At 45.6% G+C, this 14,469-nt stretch carries 15 protein-coding genes; 4 read left to right on the top strand and 11 right to left on the bottom strand.

Annotated features, from left to right (window positions below; translation table 11 throughout):
- The first annotated feature begins 153 nt into the window (after positions 1 to 153).
- Positions 154 to 1,980 (top strand): translational GTPase TypA, encoded by a 1,827-nt coding sequence (gene typA / locus H2C83_RS00655; protein WP_181736757.1) that lies wholly within the window; start codon positions 154 to 156, stop codon positions 1,978 to 1,980.
- Between the two features lie 15 nt (positions 1,981 to 1,995).
- Here typA and H2C83_RS00650 read toward each other — a convergent pair whose 3' ends face one another.
- From H2C83_RS00650 to H2C83_RS00640, 3 genes are read right to left on the bottom strand one after another with little or no spacing between them, the layout of a single operon-like run.
- The gene (locus H2C83_RS00650; protein ID WP_181736755.1) at positions 1,996 to 2,250 is read right to left on the bottom strand and encodes a hypothetical protein; all 255 of its coding nucleotides are present in this window, start codon (positions 2,248 to 2,250) and stop codon (positions 1,996 to 1,998) included.
- A gap of 21 nt (positions 2,251 to 2,271) precedes the next feature.
- On the bottom strand, positions 2,272 to 2,646 hold the full coding sequence (locus H2C83_RS00645; protein ID WP_181736753.1) for a flavin reductase family protein: 375 nt from the start codon (positions 2,644 to 2,646) through the stop codon (positions 2,272 to 2,274).
- Entirely contained in the window at positions 2,636 to 3,817 is a 1,182-nt protein-coding gene (locus H2C83_RS00640; protein ID WP_181736751.1) for a homogentisate 1,2-dioxygenase, read from the bottom strand. Before H2C83_RS00640 ends, H2C83_RS00645 begins: the two co-directional genes overlap by 11 nt.
- Before the next feature lie 452 nt (positions 3,818 to 4,269).
- Here H2C83_RS00640 and H2C83_RS17990 point away from each other — a divergent pair, with 452 nt between their 5' ends.
- Both H2C83_RS17990 and H2C83_RS00635 read left to right on the top strand, forming a co-directional pair.
- Positions 4,270 to 4,404 (top strand): hypothetical protein, encoded by a 135-nt coding sequence (locus H2C83_RS17990; protein ID WP_281364063.1) that lies wholly within the window; start codon positions 4,270 to 4,272, stop codon positions 4,402 to 4,404.
- A gap of 86 nt (positions 4,405 to 4,490) precedes the next feature.
- Positions 4,491 to 4,634, top strand: a complete 144-nt coding sequence (locus tag H2C83_RS00635; RefSeq protein ID WP_181736749.1) for a hypothetical protein — start codon at positions 4,491 to 4,493, stop codon at positions 4,632 to 4,634.
- 179 nt (positions 4,635 to 4,813) lie between these two features.
- Here H2C83_RS00635 and H2C83_RS00630 read toward each other — a convergent pair whose 3' ends face one another.
- From H2C83_RS00630 to H2C83_RS00600, 8 genes are all read right to left on the bottom strand, one after another.
- Positions 4,814 to 5,446 carry an FMN-dependent NADH-azoreductase gene (locus H2C83_RS00630; protein WP_181736747.1) on the bottom strand — a complete coding sequence of 211 codons (633 nt, stop codon included), beginning with the start codon at positions 5,444 to 5,446 and terminating at the stop codon, positions 4,814 to 4,816.
- 130 nt (positions 5,447 to 5,576) lie between these two features.
- On the bottom strand, positions 5,577 to 6,209 hold the full coding sequence (locus H2C83_RS00625; RefSeq protein WP_181736976.1) for an FMN-dependent NADH-azoreductase: 633 nt from the start codon (positions 6,207 to 6,209) through the stop codon (positions 5,577 to 5,579).
- Between the two features lie 290 nt (positions 6,210 to 6,499).
- Positions 6,500 to 6,631, bottom strand: coding sequence for a hypothetical protein (locus H2C83_RS17985; protein WP_281364062.1), 132 nt, complete (start codon positions 6,629 to 6,631; stop codon positions 6,500 to 6,502).
- 523 nt (positions 6,632 to 7,154) lie between these two features.
- Positions 7,155 to 7,670: an adenine phosphoribosyltransferase gene (locus H2C83_RS00620; protein WP_181736746.1), complete on the bottom strand. Its 516-nt coding sequence runs from the start codon at positions 7,668 to 7,670 to the stop codon at positions 7,155 to 7,157.
- Positions 7,609 to 10,029 carry a single-stranded-DNA-specific exonuclease RecJ gene (recJ, locus tag H2C83_RS00615; protein WP_181736744.1) on the bottom strand — a complete coding sequence of 807 codons (2,421 nt, stop codon included), beginning with the start codon at positions 10,027 to 10,029 and terminating at the stop codon, positions 7,609 to 7,611. Before recJ ends, H2C83_RS00620 begins: the two co-directional genes overlap by 62 nt.
- Positions 10,030 to 10,139: 110 nt before the next feature.
- Positions 10,140 to 11,051, bottom strand: a complete 912-nt coding sequence (gene secF / locus H2C83_RS00610; RefSeq protein ID WP_312853818.1) for a protein translocase subunit SecF — start codon at positions 11,049 to 11,051, stop codon at positions 10,140 to 10,142.
- The gene (gene secD, locus H2C83_RS00605) at positions 11,041 to 12,270 is read right to left on the bottom strand and encodes a protein translocase subunit SecD (protein WP_181736740.1); all 1,230 of its coding nucleotides are present in this window, start codon (positions 12,268 to 12,270) and stop codon (positions 11,041 to 11,043) included. Before secD ends, secF begins: the two co-directional genes overlap by 11 nt.
- A 118-nt stretch (positions 12,271 to 12,388) precedes the next feature.
- Positions 12,389 to 12,682, bottom strand: a complete 294-nt coding sequence (locus H2C83_RS00600) for a post-transcriptional regulator (protein ID WP_181736739.1) — start codon at positions 12,680 to 12,682, stop codon at positions 12,389 to 12,391.
- Between the two features lie 220 nt (positions 12,683 to 12,902).
- Here H2C83_RS00600 and spoVB point away from each other — a divergent pair, with 220 nt between their 5' ends.
- Positions 12,903 to 14,468 (top strand): stage V sporulation protein B, encoded by a 1,566-nt coding sequence (gene spoVB, locus H2C83_RS00595; RefSeq protein ID WP_181736737.1) that lies wholly within the window; start codon positions 12,903 to 12,905, stop codon positions 14,466 to 14,468.
- Position 14,469: the final 1 nt, after the last annotated feature.

The following is a 14,469-nucleotide window of genomic DNA, read 5'->3' as shown; positions in this document are numbered from 1 at the left end:
TTTCCCCACGCCTCCCTTAAAGGGTTACAGGATAATCCCGGTCCTGAAATGAAGATGTTTGTAGCGCGAAAATGGATTTATGTGATACGATTTCGTTTGTGATTATTATTAAGTTGAAGAAAAGGGGGCTGGGGTAAATTACCCCTTACCACTATGAAACCTGAACAAATTCGCAATATCGCCATCATTGCCCATGTTGACCATGGGAAAACCACACTGGTTGATGCCATGCTGAAACAGAGCCACATTTTTCGCGAAAATCAGCAGATAGAAGAACGAATCCTGGATTCCAATGACCTTGAACGGGAACGGGGCATTACCATCCTGTCTAAAAATACAGCCATTTATTATAAAGGCATTAAGATCAATATCGTGGACACACCCGGACATGCTGACTTTGGCGGGGAAGTCGAACGCGTAATGAACATGGTGGATGGAGTCCTCCTCCTGGTAGATGCAGTGGAAGGACCGATGCCACAAACCAAATTTGTTTTGAGGAAAGCACTCGAACGCGGGCACAAAACTGTCGTTGTCGTCAATAAAATTGACCGGAAATATGCGCAACCGGACAAGGTTGTCAATGACACCTTTGATCTGTTTGTCGATTTGGGCGCAACGGATGAACAATGCAATTTCCCCATTATCTATGCAAGCGGATTGACAGGTTCATCCGGGTTCTCTCCTGACGAACTCACTCCAACCATGGAACCGCTCTTTGACACGATTCTTGACTATCTTCCTTCCCCGCAAGTGAAACAGAACGGACCGACACAAATGCAGGCCACTTTGCTGAGCCATGATGAGTATCAAGGCCAGATTGTCATCGGACGGTTAAACAGAGGCTCCATCCGGCGCAATCAGACGCTTGCCCTGCTTCCCCAGTCCGGGGGTCAGCGAACGGTAAAAGTGGGAAAAGTTTTCACTCACAACGGCCTGCTTCGCCAGGAAGTGGAAGAAGCCAATGCCGGAGACATTATCGCCATCATCGGTCTGGGCAAAGTGGGAATCGGCGATACCATTGCTGATCCCGAACATCCTGAACCGTTGGCTCCGATCAAAGTAGAAGAGCCCACTTTGCGCATGATGATCGGAGTCAATACCAGCCCATTTGCCGGACAGGACGGTCAGTTTTTCACATCGCGCAAAATCCGGGAACGCTTGATCCGGGAAACGGAAAAAGACGTTGCCTTGCGTGTCGAAGATACCGACTCCGCAGATCACTTTCTGGTATCGGGGAGAGGGGAATTGCATTTAAGCATTTTGATTGAAAATATGCGCCGGGAAGGATATGAATTCCAGGTAAGCAAACCGGAAGTAATTCTGAAGGAAGAAAACGGGAAAAAACTGGAACCCTATGAGCTCGTGGAAATCGAGGTGAATAGTGAGCACCAGGGTTCCGTTGTTGAATTGTTAGGAAAGCGGAAAGGGTTTCTTCAGGATATGAAGGTACTGGAAAACGGAAATATCCGTTTTACGTACAAAATCCCTTCCCGCGGTTTGCTTGGTTTCCGCCTGCAGCTTTTGACCGCTACACGCGGGGAAGCGGTCATGAATACCATGTTTTACGATTATGAACCATTTGCCGGACCGATTGAGACCCATGAACATGGTTCCCTGATCGCCTGGGAATCCGGCACAGCCACAACCTACGCTCTCCATACTGCCCAGGAACGCGGACAGTTGTATATTTCTCCCGGCACGAAGGTGTATGAAGGAATGGTTGTGGGAGAGCATATTCGTGACAACGATTTGGAAGTAAATATCTGCAAGAAAAAACATTTGACCAGTATTCGCCGGGCAACGGCTGAAGAAGCATTGCGCCTGGATACTCCGCGACAATTAAGTATTGACGATGCGCTGGAAATCATGAAAGATGACGAGTTGCTTGAAATCACGCCCAAAACATTCCGTCTGCGCAAAAAATATTTGTCAAGAAGCGAACGGAACAAGCGGAAAAAATTTGCCATAACGGACGGATAAAAAGAAAGAGCTGGGTCAAGACCGGCTCTTTTTGTTTTGGGCAATCCATTCGTGATAAAAAAGATGCGGCATGGAAAACATCTCCCTGCTCCTGACATAATTTGTCCCGGCCAAACGCCCTACAGGCAGCAACGCTTTCTCATCAATCTTCCCGGAAAAATAAAGCTCATCGTCGATATGAAATTGCACAACTTCACTGATCAAAAAATCGGCATTTGGCCTTTTCTCCATTCCGTCCAGCGGCAAATGCCGATGAAGCCTGCACTTCATTTGAAGTTTTGTTTCTTTCACTCACAGAACCTGAATGACCGAAGAAGGAACCAGATAAAAACCAACCATTTCTACTTCGCTTTTGTCGGGCGGAAAATCAACAGCTGTTTCATTAACCATAGATACATTTTCCTCACTTACCATTATGCACGACAAATTCCTTATCTCTACAATATTCCGGGCCGTATCCTTCATTGCCCCGTCCGGTTTGTGCATACATGAAAAGCCGACATGCGGTGGTTCCGTAGCAACTGCGTTATAAAAACTGAACGGAACCGCGTTGACAACACCTGACAAGCTGACTGAAGTCACAAAAGCGATCGGCCACGGAAGCACGCTACCGATCAGCAACTTGTAGTTATCCTTTCCTGCCTTTGCAGCTGGATCAATTTGCACTGCCATCACCCTTCTGTTCAGGCAACCAACTGTATATATATCGGGGATCTTCAATTTCCAGCGCAGCCCCTGTCAATTTCAGAGGACGGAATGTATCAATCATCACCGCCAGTTCTTCCGTTCGTTCTTTTCCAATGCTTCCCTCGGTTTTCCCGGGTTGGGGACCATGAGGAAGCCCGGCCGGGTGCAAAGTAATTGAACCCTCGCTGACTCCGCGCCGGCTCATGAAATTTCCTTTCACATAATACAACACTTCATCACTGTCCACATTGCTGTGATAATATGATGCCGGAATTGCCAGCGGATGATAATCATACATCCGGGGGACAAATGAACAAACCACAAAATTGGGGCCTTCGAAAGTTTGATGCACCGACGGAGGTTGATGAATTGATCCGGTAATGGGCTCAAAATCCTCGATGTTAAATGCCCATGGATACAAATAACCATCCCAGCCGGCCACATCAAACGGATGAAAATCGTAAATATAGCTGTGAAGGCCACCTCTGGCCTTGACACGCACCTCGTAATTTCCCTTTTCATCCCTGGTCTGCAAATTTTCAGGAATGCGGATATCCCGTTCACAAAATGGACTGTGCTCAAGCAACTGGCCGAATTCATTCCGGTAACGGCGGGGAGTGGCAATTTCTCCATTCGATTCAATCACCAGAAAGCGGTGCTTGCAGTGACTCATACGGACTCGGTAGGTTGTTCCAACCGGAATGACCAAATAGTCGCCAGGACGGTACGACAAATCGCCAAATACTGTTTCCAGCACTCCTTCCCCTTCATGGACAAAGATGATTTCATCACCATCACTGTTGCGAAAAAAATAATTCATCGTCTCTGTTGGAGAAACCGTGGCAATCGCCACATCTTCATTGACCAGCCAGTGGATTCGCCCCTCTATGGGATCTTTTCCCTCTTTTGCCCGAAAGGTAAGCAAGTGCCGGTGACGATTTGCCTCTTCCCCGGTCACGGAAACCGACCATGTACGAATCCACCTGGTCTCCTTAACCTGAGTCGGGGGATAAATATGATACAAGATGGACGCTTTCCCTGAAAAACCTTTCGTTCCCATTACCTCTTCCCTGTAAAGACGGCCATCGGGCTGTCGAAACTGAATATGTCTTTTGGGAGGCAATTTGCCCAGGCGATGGTAAAACGGCATCTTATTTTCCTCCTGTCTTTTTTAGGAACCAGGCTTTATTATTATTTTAGCAAAATAATATGTTTTCATTCAAAACAAATTATTAAGACTATTCTCGCGTTTTGTCTTTTGTTGCAGAATAATCACACATACCAACCAAATAATCTTCCAATGAAACAGATCACCAATCTTGCCCGAATATATAACAGGAAAATTGATTCCAAATTACGATTGCTTCCCCCGGGGATCAGCTGGTCCTCATAGAATCAAAGATATCGTTATTCGGCTAAAGTTCCATCCCGACTGGAATCATTGTTGCCATTCTGGTCAGTATATTTGTTTTTCAGCCCACCAAAGTGCCTGAACCATCCATAAAACCCCCGATCAAATCAGACTAAGACGCACACCATCATCGATAATTTTTTCAGCTCTCCAGTCATCTGCCTTTTTGCAAACGGTCATCCACATTATCTTTGAACAAAAAAGTCATCGGACTGCGCGGGATGTGGTTGAAATTAAAAACAAGCAGGTTTGCCATAAATGACCGGCTGCACAAAGAAGACCACATCAAAGAGAAGATGGATACTCCGGATTCAAAGGTTGGTTAAAATAATCTCTAACATCATTTTTTGCAACCAGATGAAAAGAAAACCAGTCTAATAGAAAAAGACTTTTTTTAAAGGCGGTCTTTTCAATGAATAAAGATCTGATTATTTCTGGTTTGTCGTTAGGGTTTTTGATTTTTATCGTGAGTTGCATGATTTGGTTATCAAATCCAAATCTTCCCATGGCACCTGATCAGATCCAATTGCCGGTCACCGAAGCTGCCCCACAATGAAACATTGGAAAACTCTTTGGGCTGTATATCTTCTCCTTGAAGGGAACCAGAGAGCGTTTGCTTTCAGGCGGGCTTACAAAGGCATGCATTCATGCGGTTCACCCGTATTTCCTTCCGGCAAACACTTGAAAATCGTTCCCTTATCGCTGTTTCGAAAACAAGGTCCAAATCAGATTTTCTCATTCCACAAATCGGGCGGCGGCCTGTGGTACTTGTGCGAGTGCCCTGGCGAAAATGGATTCAGCTTCCTGCGGATTGGCTGCCATTCCTTCAGCAATCACTGACTGGATATCGGAAATCCCCATAAATTTCAAAATCGTGCAGAGGTACCGATCCGCAAACTCCATTTCTTTGGCCAAACCTTCGGAATATATTCCTCCGCGAGCATGCACGTGAACGGCCTTTTTTCCCTGCAACAGACCAACCGGGCCTTCTTCTGTGTACTTAAAGGTTTTTCCCGCTATACATATCGTATCAATGTACAGTTTCAGGCGGGACGGAATGGATAAGTTCCACATCGGTGACACAAATACATATTTATCGGCTTCGACAAATTGATCGGTCAGTTCATTGATGCGGTCCACTTTTTTCTGTTCTTCAGCTGACAGGGTTTGTCCATTTGCCAGTTTTCCCCAACCGCTAAATACATCCGCATCAATGAACGGGATACCTGTCTGATAGAGATCCATTTCCACTATTTCGTCACGGGGGCTTAATTCTTTCACCTTTTCAATAAAGTTTCGCCCCAGACGCAAACTGAAAGATTCCTGTTCCGGTTTGGGATTTGCGGTAATGTACAAGATATTGGCCAAAATGATCACCACTTAACAAATAAAATAACTAACTTGCAATCAGTAAGTAAATAATATATATAATTCCTTTGGTCAACATATGGATGGATGCCTGTATTATCCTCCTGTTATTCTGTTCTCATACATCCAATTATTGCCTGGCAAACTGAACTGCTGTCCGTTGGGCCAATTTTTTTGCCTGATTGATAATATCCTGGTATTGTTTTGGATCAGATGTCCCTTCTGCAATGATCGACTGAACCTGATCAATTCCTATAAACCCCAGGATCATCCGCACATAACTGTCTCCATACTCCATGATCCTGGCGTTACCATGCGAATAAATTCCTCCCCTTGCCTGGATATGGATCGCTTTTTTTCCCACCATCAGGCCAACCGGCCCCTGCTCTGTATATCGAAAGGTTTTTCCGGACATGCAGATCAAATCAATGTAAGCCTTAAACATTGGCGGCAATCCAAAATTCCACATGGGCGTCACAAACACATATTTATCCGCTTCGACAAATTGGTCAACCAACTGGTTTATTCTGGTCAGTTTCTTTCTTTCTGACAAGGACAGAGGGAGGCTTTCGGACAATTTTGCCCATGCATTAAACACATTCCCATCCAAAAGGGGAATATCATCCTGATAAACATCCACTTTCTCAATTTCATCAAACGGGTTTGCCAGTTCATAAGCACTTAAAAAAGCTCGTCCAACCTGCAGACTGACAGATTCAGACTCCGGTTTCGGGTTGGCTGTAACATAAAGTAGAGTAGCCATCATGGACAACCCCCATATTCAAAGATCAATTGAAATTGATCAATAATGTTCAGTTTGTGTATAAAAACCTACACTAAATCAATATACCACTCTTTGAGCAGGAAACGTTGGATAAAAATAAAAAAGCTGGCAATAAGCCAGCATCAGATTGCAGAAAAACTTTATTTAAAGGCATATTCCCGCTGCCTCCCGCCGTGGAGTGCCAACTCACTTTCTGGGAACATAACTAACACACATTGCCCAAAGATTTGCTTGCAGCAAACACTTGCTTCGCTTTCCGGAAACAGATCCTATTTATAATAATCAAGCAGATATTGATGAATGATTTCTTCCGCTGAAGGCTCAGATTCACCCTGCGCCAGTACAGCCCCGCAATGTTCGCAACGTTCTTCCTGCTCTTCGGAATATTTTTGGGCATCCATGGAAAAAACCCCCCGCAGAATTTAGAATTCGTTAACATTATATTATAACAGACTCCATTATGCAACAGTCTGTTATATTACATAATTTGTTTTTATCTGATTTTATACGTTAGTTGATGAATTGTTATTTTATTAGTTCAATACTATTTTGAGAAAGTATGTTTTAATTCCGAAGAAAACCGGGTTCGTATCAAATTTGATCGTCAAGCACTTGAACAGTATCAACATTTTGCGAAGAAGTTGTTGATCTTGTCAAAGTATGAGCAATTAAAACTCCAAAAAGAACCAGGTGGCAGAATGGAGAGTCAAATTGCTTTCGAATCGGGAAATTTGGCAATCATCGTTTGCGGGCCGGACTCATTGACAATCAGAGATCAGCACCATAGCGGGTAAAAAGCATTGCCCACAATTGGATATTATTTTCGGAACTGCTTAAGATCACAAAAAACCCCATCATTTGACGGGGTGACTTCTTCACTCTTTGTCGGTCAGCTCAAGACCACCATAAAATGGGACTTCCTCCCTATTCATATTGCACCAGTGAAATGATATCCAAACCTTCCAGCTTTTGACGTCCATTCAAATAACTCAATTCAATAAAAAAGGATGCTCCGACCGGTTCTCCTCCAAGCTGTTTGACAAGATCCAGGGTAGCTGAGATGGTACCGCCAGTGGCAAGCAGATCATCTGCAATCAACACTTTCTGTCCCGGAACAATGGCATCCTTATGCATGGCAAGGGCGTCTTTTCCGTATTCCAGACTGTATTTTACTTCAATTGTTTCAGCTGGCAATTTTCCAGATTTCCGTACAGGCACAAAGCCGACTCCCAAGGCATAGGCCAGCGGAGCACCCACGACAAAGCCTCTCGCTTCAGGTCCGACAACCAAATCGATTTCAGTTCCTTTCAGTTTTTCAACCAGTTCGTTGATCGCAGCCTGATACGCCTTTCCATCCATCAAAAGAGTTGTAATGTCTTTAAACCTGATCCCCGGTTGCGGAAAGTCTGGAATAACTCGAATCTTCTCCTTGAAGTCCATCTGCATATCCTCCTATATGTTTAAAAGCAATCCTTGAAAACAAATAACGGCATAAGTCTCTATAGCTGGAATATACCAGGGTCTTTAAAACATGTTCCCGATCCAACTGGGTCTGATAGGATTTCGATTCATTCAGCGGCTTTTTGGCTGGATGTTTTTGAAGAATCAATACATCCTGTTCAAGGGTAACAAATCCCAATTCCTCAAACACCTGAATCATAAAAGAAATAACACGTTTTTGCAATCCTGTAATTCGCATCAATGAGGGTAAATATTTTTGATAGGGGAATTTTCCTATTCTGGCGATCGCTTTGTATAGTTTTTTGAAATCATCACGTGTAGGTGTTTTAGGCAACAGATCGTCAAATTCCTTGTCTCCAAACATCACATAGATCCGTTCCGCCTCATATCCATAGCTTAACCCTTTCTTAAACAGCTTTAACGTGGGTGGTGATTCAACCAGAACCAAATACCTGGATTGCTTGAGAGATTGCTGTTGCTTTTCTTTTTTCAATTGTTCCCAGGTAACCACGATCCAATCCGGATGACCGGTTAACTGTTTGAAAAGGGGAGATCCCAAAGTACAGACAAAGCAAACCTTCTTCATATCCAGTTCGGTCAGCCGTGACCAGTCTTTGCGATTGCTTCGCCAATCGAAAACCTGAAGATGGGGAACTTCCAGATCACGGATAATCACCTGCGGCGCTCTCTTGCCATTCCACTCGTTCATTTGCAGTTCACCCAGCAAACGTACATTTACATGAGGAGCCAAACTGTTCGCCTTGCTTCCCAGGCGAAATCCTACAGCATTGATCATCCCTTTCTTTCCCTGCAAAAACAGTTTCATATGTTCCTTTTGTCTGCCCATCAGTTGCACCCGCGAAATCTGCGTCTCCTTTATGATAAACAGAGGAGTTGGATTTCCCACACCATACGGAGCCAGGGCTGCAAGCTGGTCAATCAGACCGGACACGATCTGGTCCGCTTCCAGTTCCCCTTCCGCCGTAAGAAGAGGGGTGTAATCTTCCGGGCGAATCCATTCTTTTGCCAAGCAGGAAAGCCGATCATGCAATTTCGGGATATCCTCTACTTTTAATGTCATTCCGGCTGCCATGGCATGTCCGCCAAAATGAGGCAGCCATTCCTTGCACTGCGATAAAGCCTGGAACAAATGAAAGCCTTGAATGCTTCTTGCAGAGCCTTTGGCAATTTGTTTTTTTTCGTCAATTCCCAATATCAGCACCGGCCGGTAATACTTTTCAACCAATCGGGAAGCAACAATCCCAACCACACCCACATTCCATCCTGGTCTTGCCACGACAATGACATATTGATGCTGCTCGGGATTTTCTTCCACCTCAGCAATCGCTTCAAGCGTCATTTCTTCCACCAGTTGCTGTCTTTCCCAATTCATCTTGTCCAGCGAACCGGCAAGTTCTTCCGCTTCATCGCAATCATCGGTAATCAGCAGACGAACGGCTGTATCGGCTGAGTCCAACCGGCCGCTGGCATTAATGCGCGGTCCGAGCGCAAAACCGACATGGGCTGCTTGCAGCGTACGATCGATCCCGCTTACCTCGATCAATGACTGAATCCCCTTGTTTTCTGTTTGGTTCATGCGTTTCAGTCCGTAATAGGCCAATATTCGATTCTCGTCAACCAGAGGGACGAGATCGGCGATTGTCCCGAGAGCGACAATATCAAGCCATTCCTCCGGAACGCGGTTTAACAGGGCCGTCGCCAATTTAAAAGCCACGCCAACGCCGGCCAGCATTTTAAACGGATAGGGACAGCCAGGTTTTTTGGGATTGATGACGGCCAGTGCATCAGGCAAAACCTCCTGTGGTTCGTGGTGGTCAGTAATAATCAGATTCAGTCCCAGTTCTTTGGCATAAGCTGCTTCCTCTACGGCAGAAATCCCGGTATCCACAGAAATAACAAGGCTAAATCCACGTTCCTTCGCCAGTTTGAGCGCTTCCTTATGAATGCCGTAACCCTCACGGAAGCGATGCGGAATATAATAATCGACAGAAGCCCCCAGATGAGCAAATACCTTTAACAGCAAACTGGTACTGCTTACCCCGTCAGCATCATAATCTCCATAAATCAGGATTGGCTCCTTTCCGGTTAACGCCTGGTGAATTCGCTCGGCTGCTTTATCCATTCCATCCATCAAAAAAGGATCATGAAGATCGCTTAAGGCAGGATTTAAAAAACGATTGGCTTGTGAAACGTCTGTCACTCCACGGCGTAACAGCATATTTGATACCACTGGATGAATCCCCAGCTGTTTGGCAATTTTTCTGCCAAGTTCTTCATCCACTGGTTCAAATTGCCATTTTGCCCTTGCATGTAACATTGCCGAACACCTCACTTCGCGTTAACATTATAGCACAAAGGCAAAAGTCAAGTATCCTTTATTCTGCCAAAAAAAAGAAGCCGTGAAATCAATCATGGCTTCTTTTTCTCTTACTCCGTTACCGGTCTGTTTTTGGTACTTTGTTTTTGCATCGATTTCCATTTCCAGGTGACCCAAATCGGGCTGGCAACAAAGACGGAAGAATAGGCACCAGCCATCAGACCAAGCAGCAGGGCCAGCGAGAAGTTGCTGATGCTTTCCCCGCCCAGAATCCACAAGGCAAAAGCGGCCAGAATCACGGTCAGCGCCGTATTTAATGAACGAACCAGTGTCTGGTTAATACTGTCATTGACGACTTTTGCCAATTCATCCCATTTTTTTGGTTTTACCAGATCAAGATTTTCACGAATCCGGTCGAATATAACAATGGTGTCGTTTACGGAATAACCCACAATGGTTAAGACTGCGGCAATAAAAACCAGGTCTACTTCTATTTGAAACAGGGAAAAGATCCCGACAATAAACAGGGCATCATGAAACAGGGCAATCACTGCCGCAACGGCAAACCGGTATTCAAACCGGAATGCCATGTATAGGATTATAAACAGGGATGCAATCAACACTGCCTTAATGGCGTTCATCGCTGTTTCCCGTCCAATAATCGGACTGACGGTTTGTTCCTGGATATTTACCTTGGTTTGGTATGCTTCGCTGAAAGCCGATTGAATCCGGTTGATTTGGCCGGTGTCTACCGTATCGCTCAAACGAAAGAAAATAAACTCGTTTTCAGATCCCCCGACACGAACATTCGGGTTCTGGTAACCAAGATCCTGCAATATTTCCCGCGCCTGTTCAAGATTCACATTGGGCTTCACATGAATGTCCAGCCGCGTTCCGCTGACAAAGTCAACTCCCAGGTTCAACCCTCTCACAAACAGGGATGTAACCATGACAGCCATGACCAACAGGGTGATGATGAAAATCTTTTTGCGGTGCTTGACAACATCAAACTTATAAGTCACTGATCTCATCCTCTCGAACCCTGAACAATGCCGGGTTTTTCACTAGATTGGAACGGATGATCAGGTTCATCATCATCCGGGAGAGTGCTATTGCCGTCAGGAAGCTGACAATAATGCCGGCGATCAGGGTAACAGAAAAACCTTTGAGCGCGGCAGTACCAAAGATAAACAGCACAACGCCCGCAATAATGGTGGTGATGTTTGCATCAAAGATGGTAAGGAACGAGCGTTTTGAACCCAAACGCACCGCTGCTTTGATGCTCTTGCCAATCCTGAGTTCCTCCCTGATCCGTTCATTCATGATAATGTTGGCATCAACTGCCATTCCAATTCCGAGGATAAAGGCTGCGATTCCTGGCAATGTCAGGGTGGCTCCCATAACCATAAACGTTACCAGCAGCAGATAGGAATAACAAATCAGTGTGATCACCGACACCAATCCAGGCAAGCGGTAAAAACCGATCATGAAGATAAAAATGCCAATAACGGCATATGCACCTGCAACCAGACTGTCTCTTAAAGAGTCATCCCCCAGGCTGGCATCCACCGTAAAGCTCTGCACTTCATTCAACTTGAGCGGAATGGCTCCGGCGTTCAGCAGATCAGCCAGTTGCTGGGCCTCTTCAACATTCTTTTGCCCCGTAATTTGAGCTGTGCCTCCAGTAATGACCTGTTGCACGACCGGTGCGCTCAGCTGTTGCTCGTCCAGATAGATAGGGATCGGCTGACCCAGATACTGACGGGTGATATTGGTGAACTTATCGGGATTTTTCAGTTGGAGCGTAACCACGGGTTGTCCGATTTGATCATAGTCTACTTTTGCGCCATTTTCCTTCAAGTCACTTCCTGTCAGCAACACTTTCCCCGATGCATCCCGAAATGTGAGTTTTGCCTGCTTTCCCAACATCTCGCGTGCCTTGTTTTTATCCTTTACTCCCGCCAACTGTACACGAATCCGGTTAGGCGGTTCGACGGTAATGTCCGGTTCGGATACCCCCAGCACATTAATACGGGTATTTAAAGCAGCGGCTGTATCTTTTAACATCTGCGTATTTACTTTCTGTCCGGGCGCCGCCTCATAAAGCACCTCAAATCCGCCCTGCAAATCCAGACCAAGGGTAATGTTTTTCCATATGTAACCGGTAGTTGTAGACACTAGCACGATAATTGCAACCACCAGGAGGATAAAAAAAACAATATTCCTTTTTCGTTCCTTCATTTCTTTGCTCCTCCTTCTATGTAGCACACCATAATCTTAATTATCCATGCTTTGAAAAACGATGTCAATTTAACGATCATAAAAAAAGACGACAGCATGAAAAGCGGCTGTCGTTATTCTACTCTTCCTCATCCTTGTAAACGGATAACATGAGCCAGTTCATAAACCGGTTCGCTTTCAGGGACATAATATCATTTACCAGGCGGTTCAAACGGGGCCATCCTCTCCGGTACCCTTCCGAAACACAGGCCCACACCTGCTCGCCAGTCACATTTTTGTAACCGTACATTCGAAATTCTTCGGCTTTGGTATTACACAAATTTTCGATACATTGCTTCAGTTCATACTCGGACAAAAGTTCAACCGACTCTTGCCGTCTGGTGACAGGCTTTAATGCACCATGTCTGGTCATACTGTTCCTCCTCAATCAAGTTCACTTCCTATCTTAAGTTAATCATTCGGGGTTTGCACAAAAACTCCTACTCAATCCCTGCTTCTTCTAGTTAACAACTCTGCATTGATTTGTGCAAGGGTTGCCAAGACATTTTACGTAAATGTAAACATTTTTTGTCATGAGTTGTCCCACCAACTCATACTTTTAAATAGGATACTGTGAAGGAGGCCGCCTAACAGTGCGCAGGGGATTCTTGTATGGAACCTTTGTCCTTGTCAGTGCAGGATTTATTACGAAAATTCTCGGATTTATATATCGGGTTGCTCTTTCCCGAATCATTGGCGATGAGGGCATGGGATTGTTTCAAATGGCCTTTCCGATCTTGATATTTACCATTGTCATTACCACTGCCGGTCTGCCGGTGGCTATTTCCAAACTGGTTTCAGAGGCGCAGGCGAGGAACCAGGAAGAAAAAATCCGTTCCATTCTTATGGTTTCGATATTTATCGTAATAATCACCAGCCTCGTCATAACCAGTACGGTTTTAATTGCCGCCCCATGGATTGCAAAGGTGCTTCTTACTGATGAGCGTGCCATTTATGCCCTTCTTTGCATTGCGCCAACCATCCCGATTATTGCCGTTTCTTCCATTTTTCGCGGTTATTTCCAGGGACGGCAAAACATGAGTCCTTATGCTTTCTCCACCATCGTCGAACAATCCGTCCGGATCTTTACCGTTTTGATGCTGGCACAGTTTCTGCTTCCCTACGGAGTGGAATTTGCCGCCGCCGGTGCGATGATCGGCATGGTTATCGGAGAATTTTCGGGAATGATGTTTCTCGTCTATTCATTTAAAAAAGATCCCATGCGCCCCAAATTAAGCCGCAAATTTTACAAACCCAAACGGGATTCATTCCGGCAAACATTGCGGGACCTGATGCGCCTGGCAATTCCTGTGACTGCCAGCAGACTGGTCGGTTCGTTCTCCTATGCGATCGAACCGATTGTCGTTGCCCAAAGCCTGGCCATGGCCGGATTTGCGACCGCAACCGCAACCTCCTTATATGGACAGCTGGAGGGAATGGCTGTCCCGTTAACCTTTTTCCCGTCTTTTATCACGTATGCCCTGTCCGTCTCGCTTGTCCCGGCAATCAGTGAAGCGGCCGCGCAAAACAATGCCAGGTTGATTGAACATCGCCTGCAACAGGCAATCCGGATGTCTTTCATTGTAACCGCCCCTTGCGCTCTGCTTTTGTATCTGCTGGCGGAACCACTCTCCATTCTGTTATATCGCCAGGATGATGTCGCCCGTTTGATCCAAATCATGGCACCTTTTACCATGATTCACGCTCTGCAGGGACCGTTGGCTTCCGTGTTGCAAGGTCTGGACAAAGCACAGGCCCCGATGCGCAACTCAATTATCGGAGCCGTGTTTAAAACCATTTTTATTTTACTGCTCGCTTCCCGACCGGAATTGGGCATCGACGGGGTCGCTCTGTCCATCAATTGCGGAATTCTCATTGTGACCACTCTGCATTTTATTGATATTGTCCGCCTGATCCCATTTCACCTGAACCTGAAAGAATGGGGGAAATTGTTGCTGACCATCATTATCACGGCATTGGTTTGCCGCTATGCAAGCCTGGACAAATACCCGTCTTTATTGGATAAAACCCTTTTCCAGGCGGGCTTGGCTTTGGCCGCCTATACCATTTGCCTGATAGCTTTTTCCCTGGTTCGAAAAAATGATGTATACCGCATCCCCTACATCGGAAAGTGGATCTCCCGTTTGCTGCCAAAGTAAA

The organism is Thermoactinomyces mirandus, assembly GCF_013868055.1.
GTDB lineage: Bacteria > Bacillota > Bacilli > Thermoactinomycetales > Thermoactinomycetaceae > Thermoactinomyces > Thermoactinomyces mirandus.
This window is presented reverse-complemented; position numbering and strand designations above follow the sequence as displayed.

Coding starts and splice junctions, on each gene's coding strand:
- recJ (WP_181736744.1), bottom strand. CDS start 10,029: ATGTTACATGCAAGGGCAAAATGGCAATTTGAACCAGTGGATGAAGAA.
- H2C83_RS00600 (WP_181736739.1), bottom strand. CDS start 12,682: ATGACCAGACATGGTGCATTAAAGCCTGTCACCAGACGGCAAGAGTCG.
- H2C83_RS00625 (WP_181736976.1), bottom strand. CDS start 6,209: ATGGCTACTCTACTTTATGTTACAGCCAACCCGAAACCGGAGTCTGAA.
- secD (WP_181736740.1), bottom strand. CDS start 12,270: ATGAAGGAACGAAAAAGGAATATTGTTTTTTTTATCCTCCTGGTGGTT.
- H2C83_RS00650 (WP_181736755.1), bottom strand. CDS start 2,250: ATGAAGTGCAGGCTTCATCGGCATTTGCCGCTGGACGGAATGGAGAAA.
- H2C83_RS17985 (WP_281364062.1), bottom strand. CDS start 6,631: ATGGATGCCCAAAAATATTCCGAAGAGCAGGAAGAACGTTGCGAACAT.
- H2C83_RS00635 (WP_181736749.1), top strand. CDS start 4,491: ATGAATAAAGATCTGATTATTTCTGGTTTGTCGTTAGGGTTTTTGATT.
- H2C83_RS00640 (WP_181736751.1), bottom strand. CDS start 3,817: ATGCCGTTTTACCATCGCCTGGGCAAATTGCCTCCCAAAAGACATATT.
- typA (WP_181736757.1), top strand. CDS start 154: ATGAAACCTGAACAAATTCGCAATATCGCCATCATTGCCCATGTTGAC.
- H2C83_RS00620 (WP_181736746.1), bottom strand. CDS start 7,670: ATGGACTTCAAGGAGAAGATTCGAGTTATTCCAGACTTTCCGCAACCG.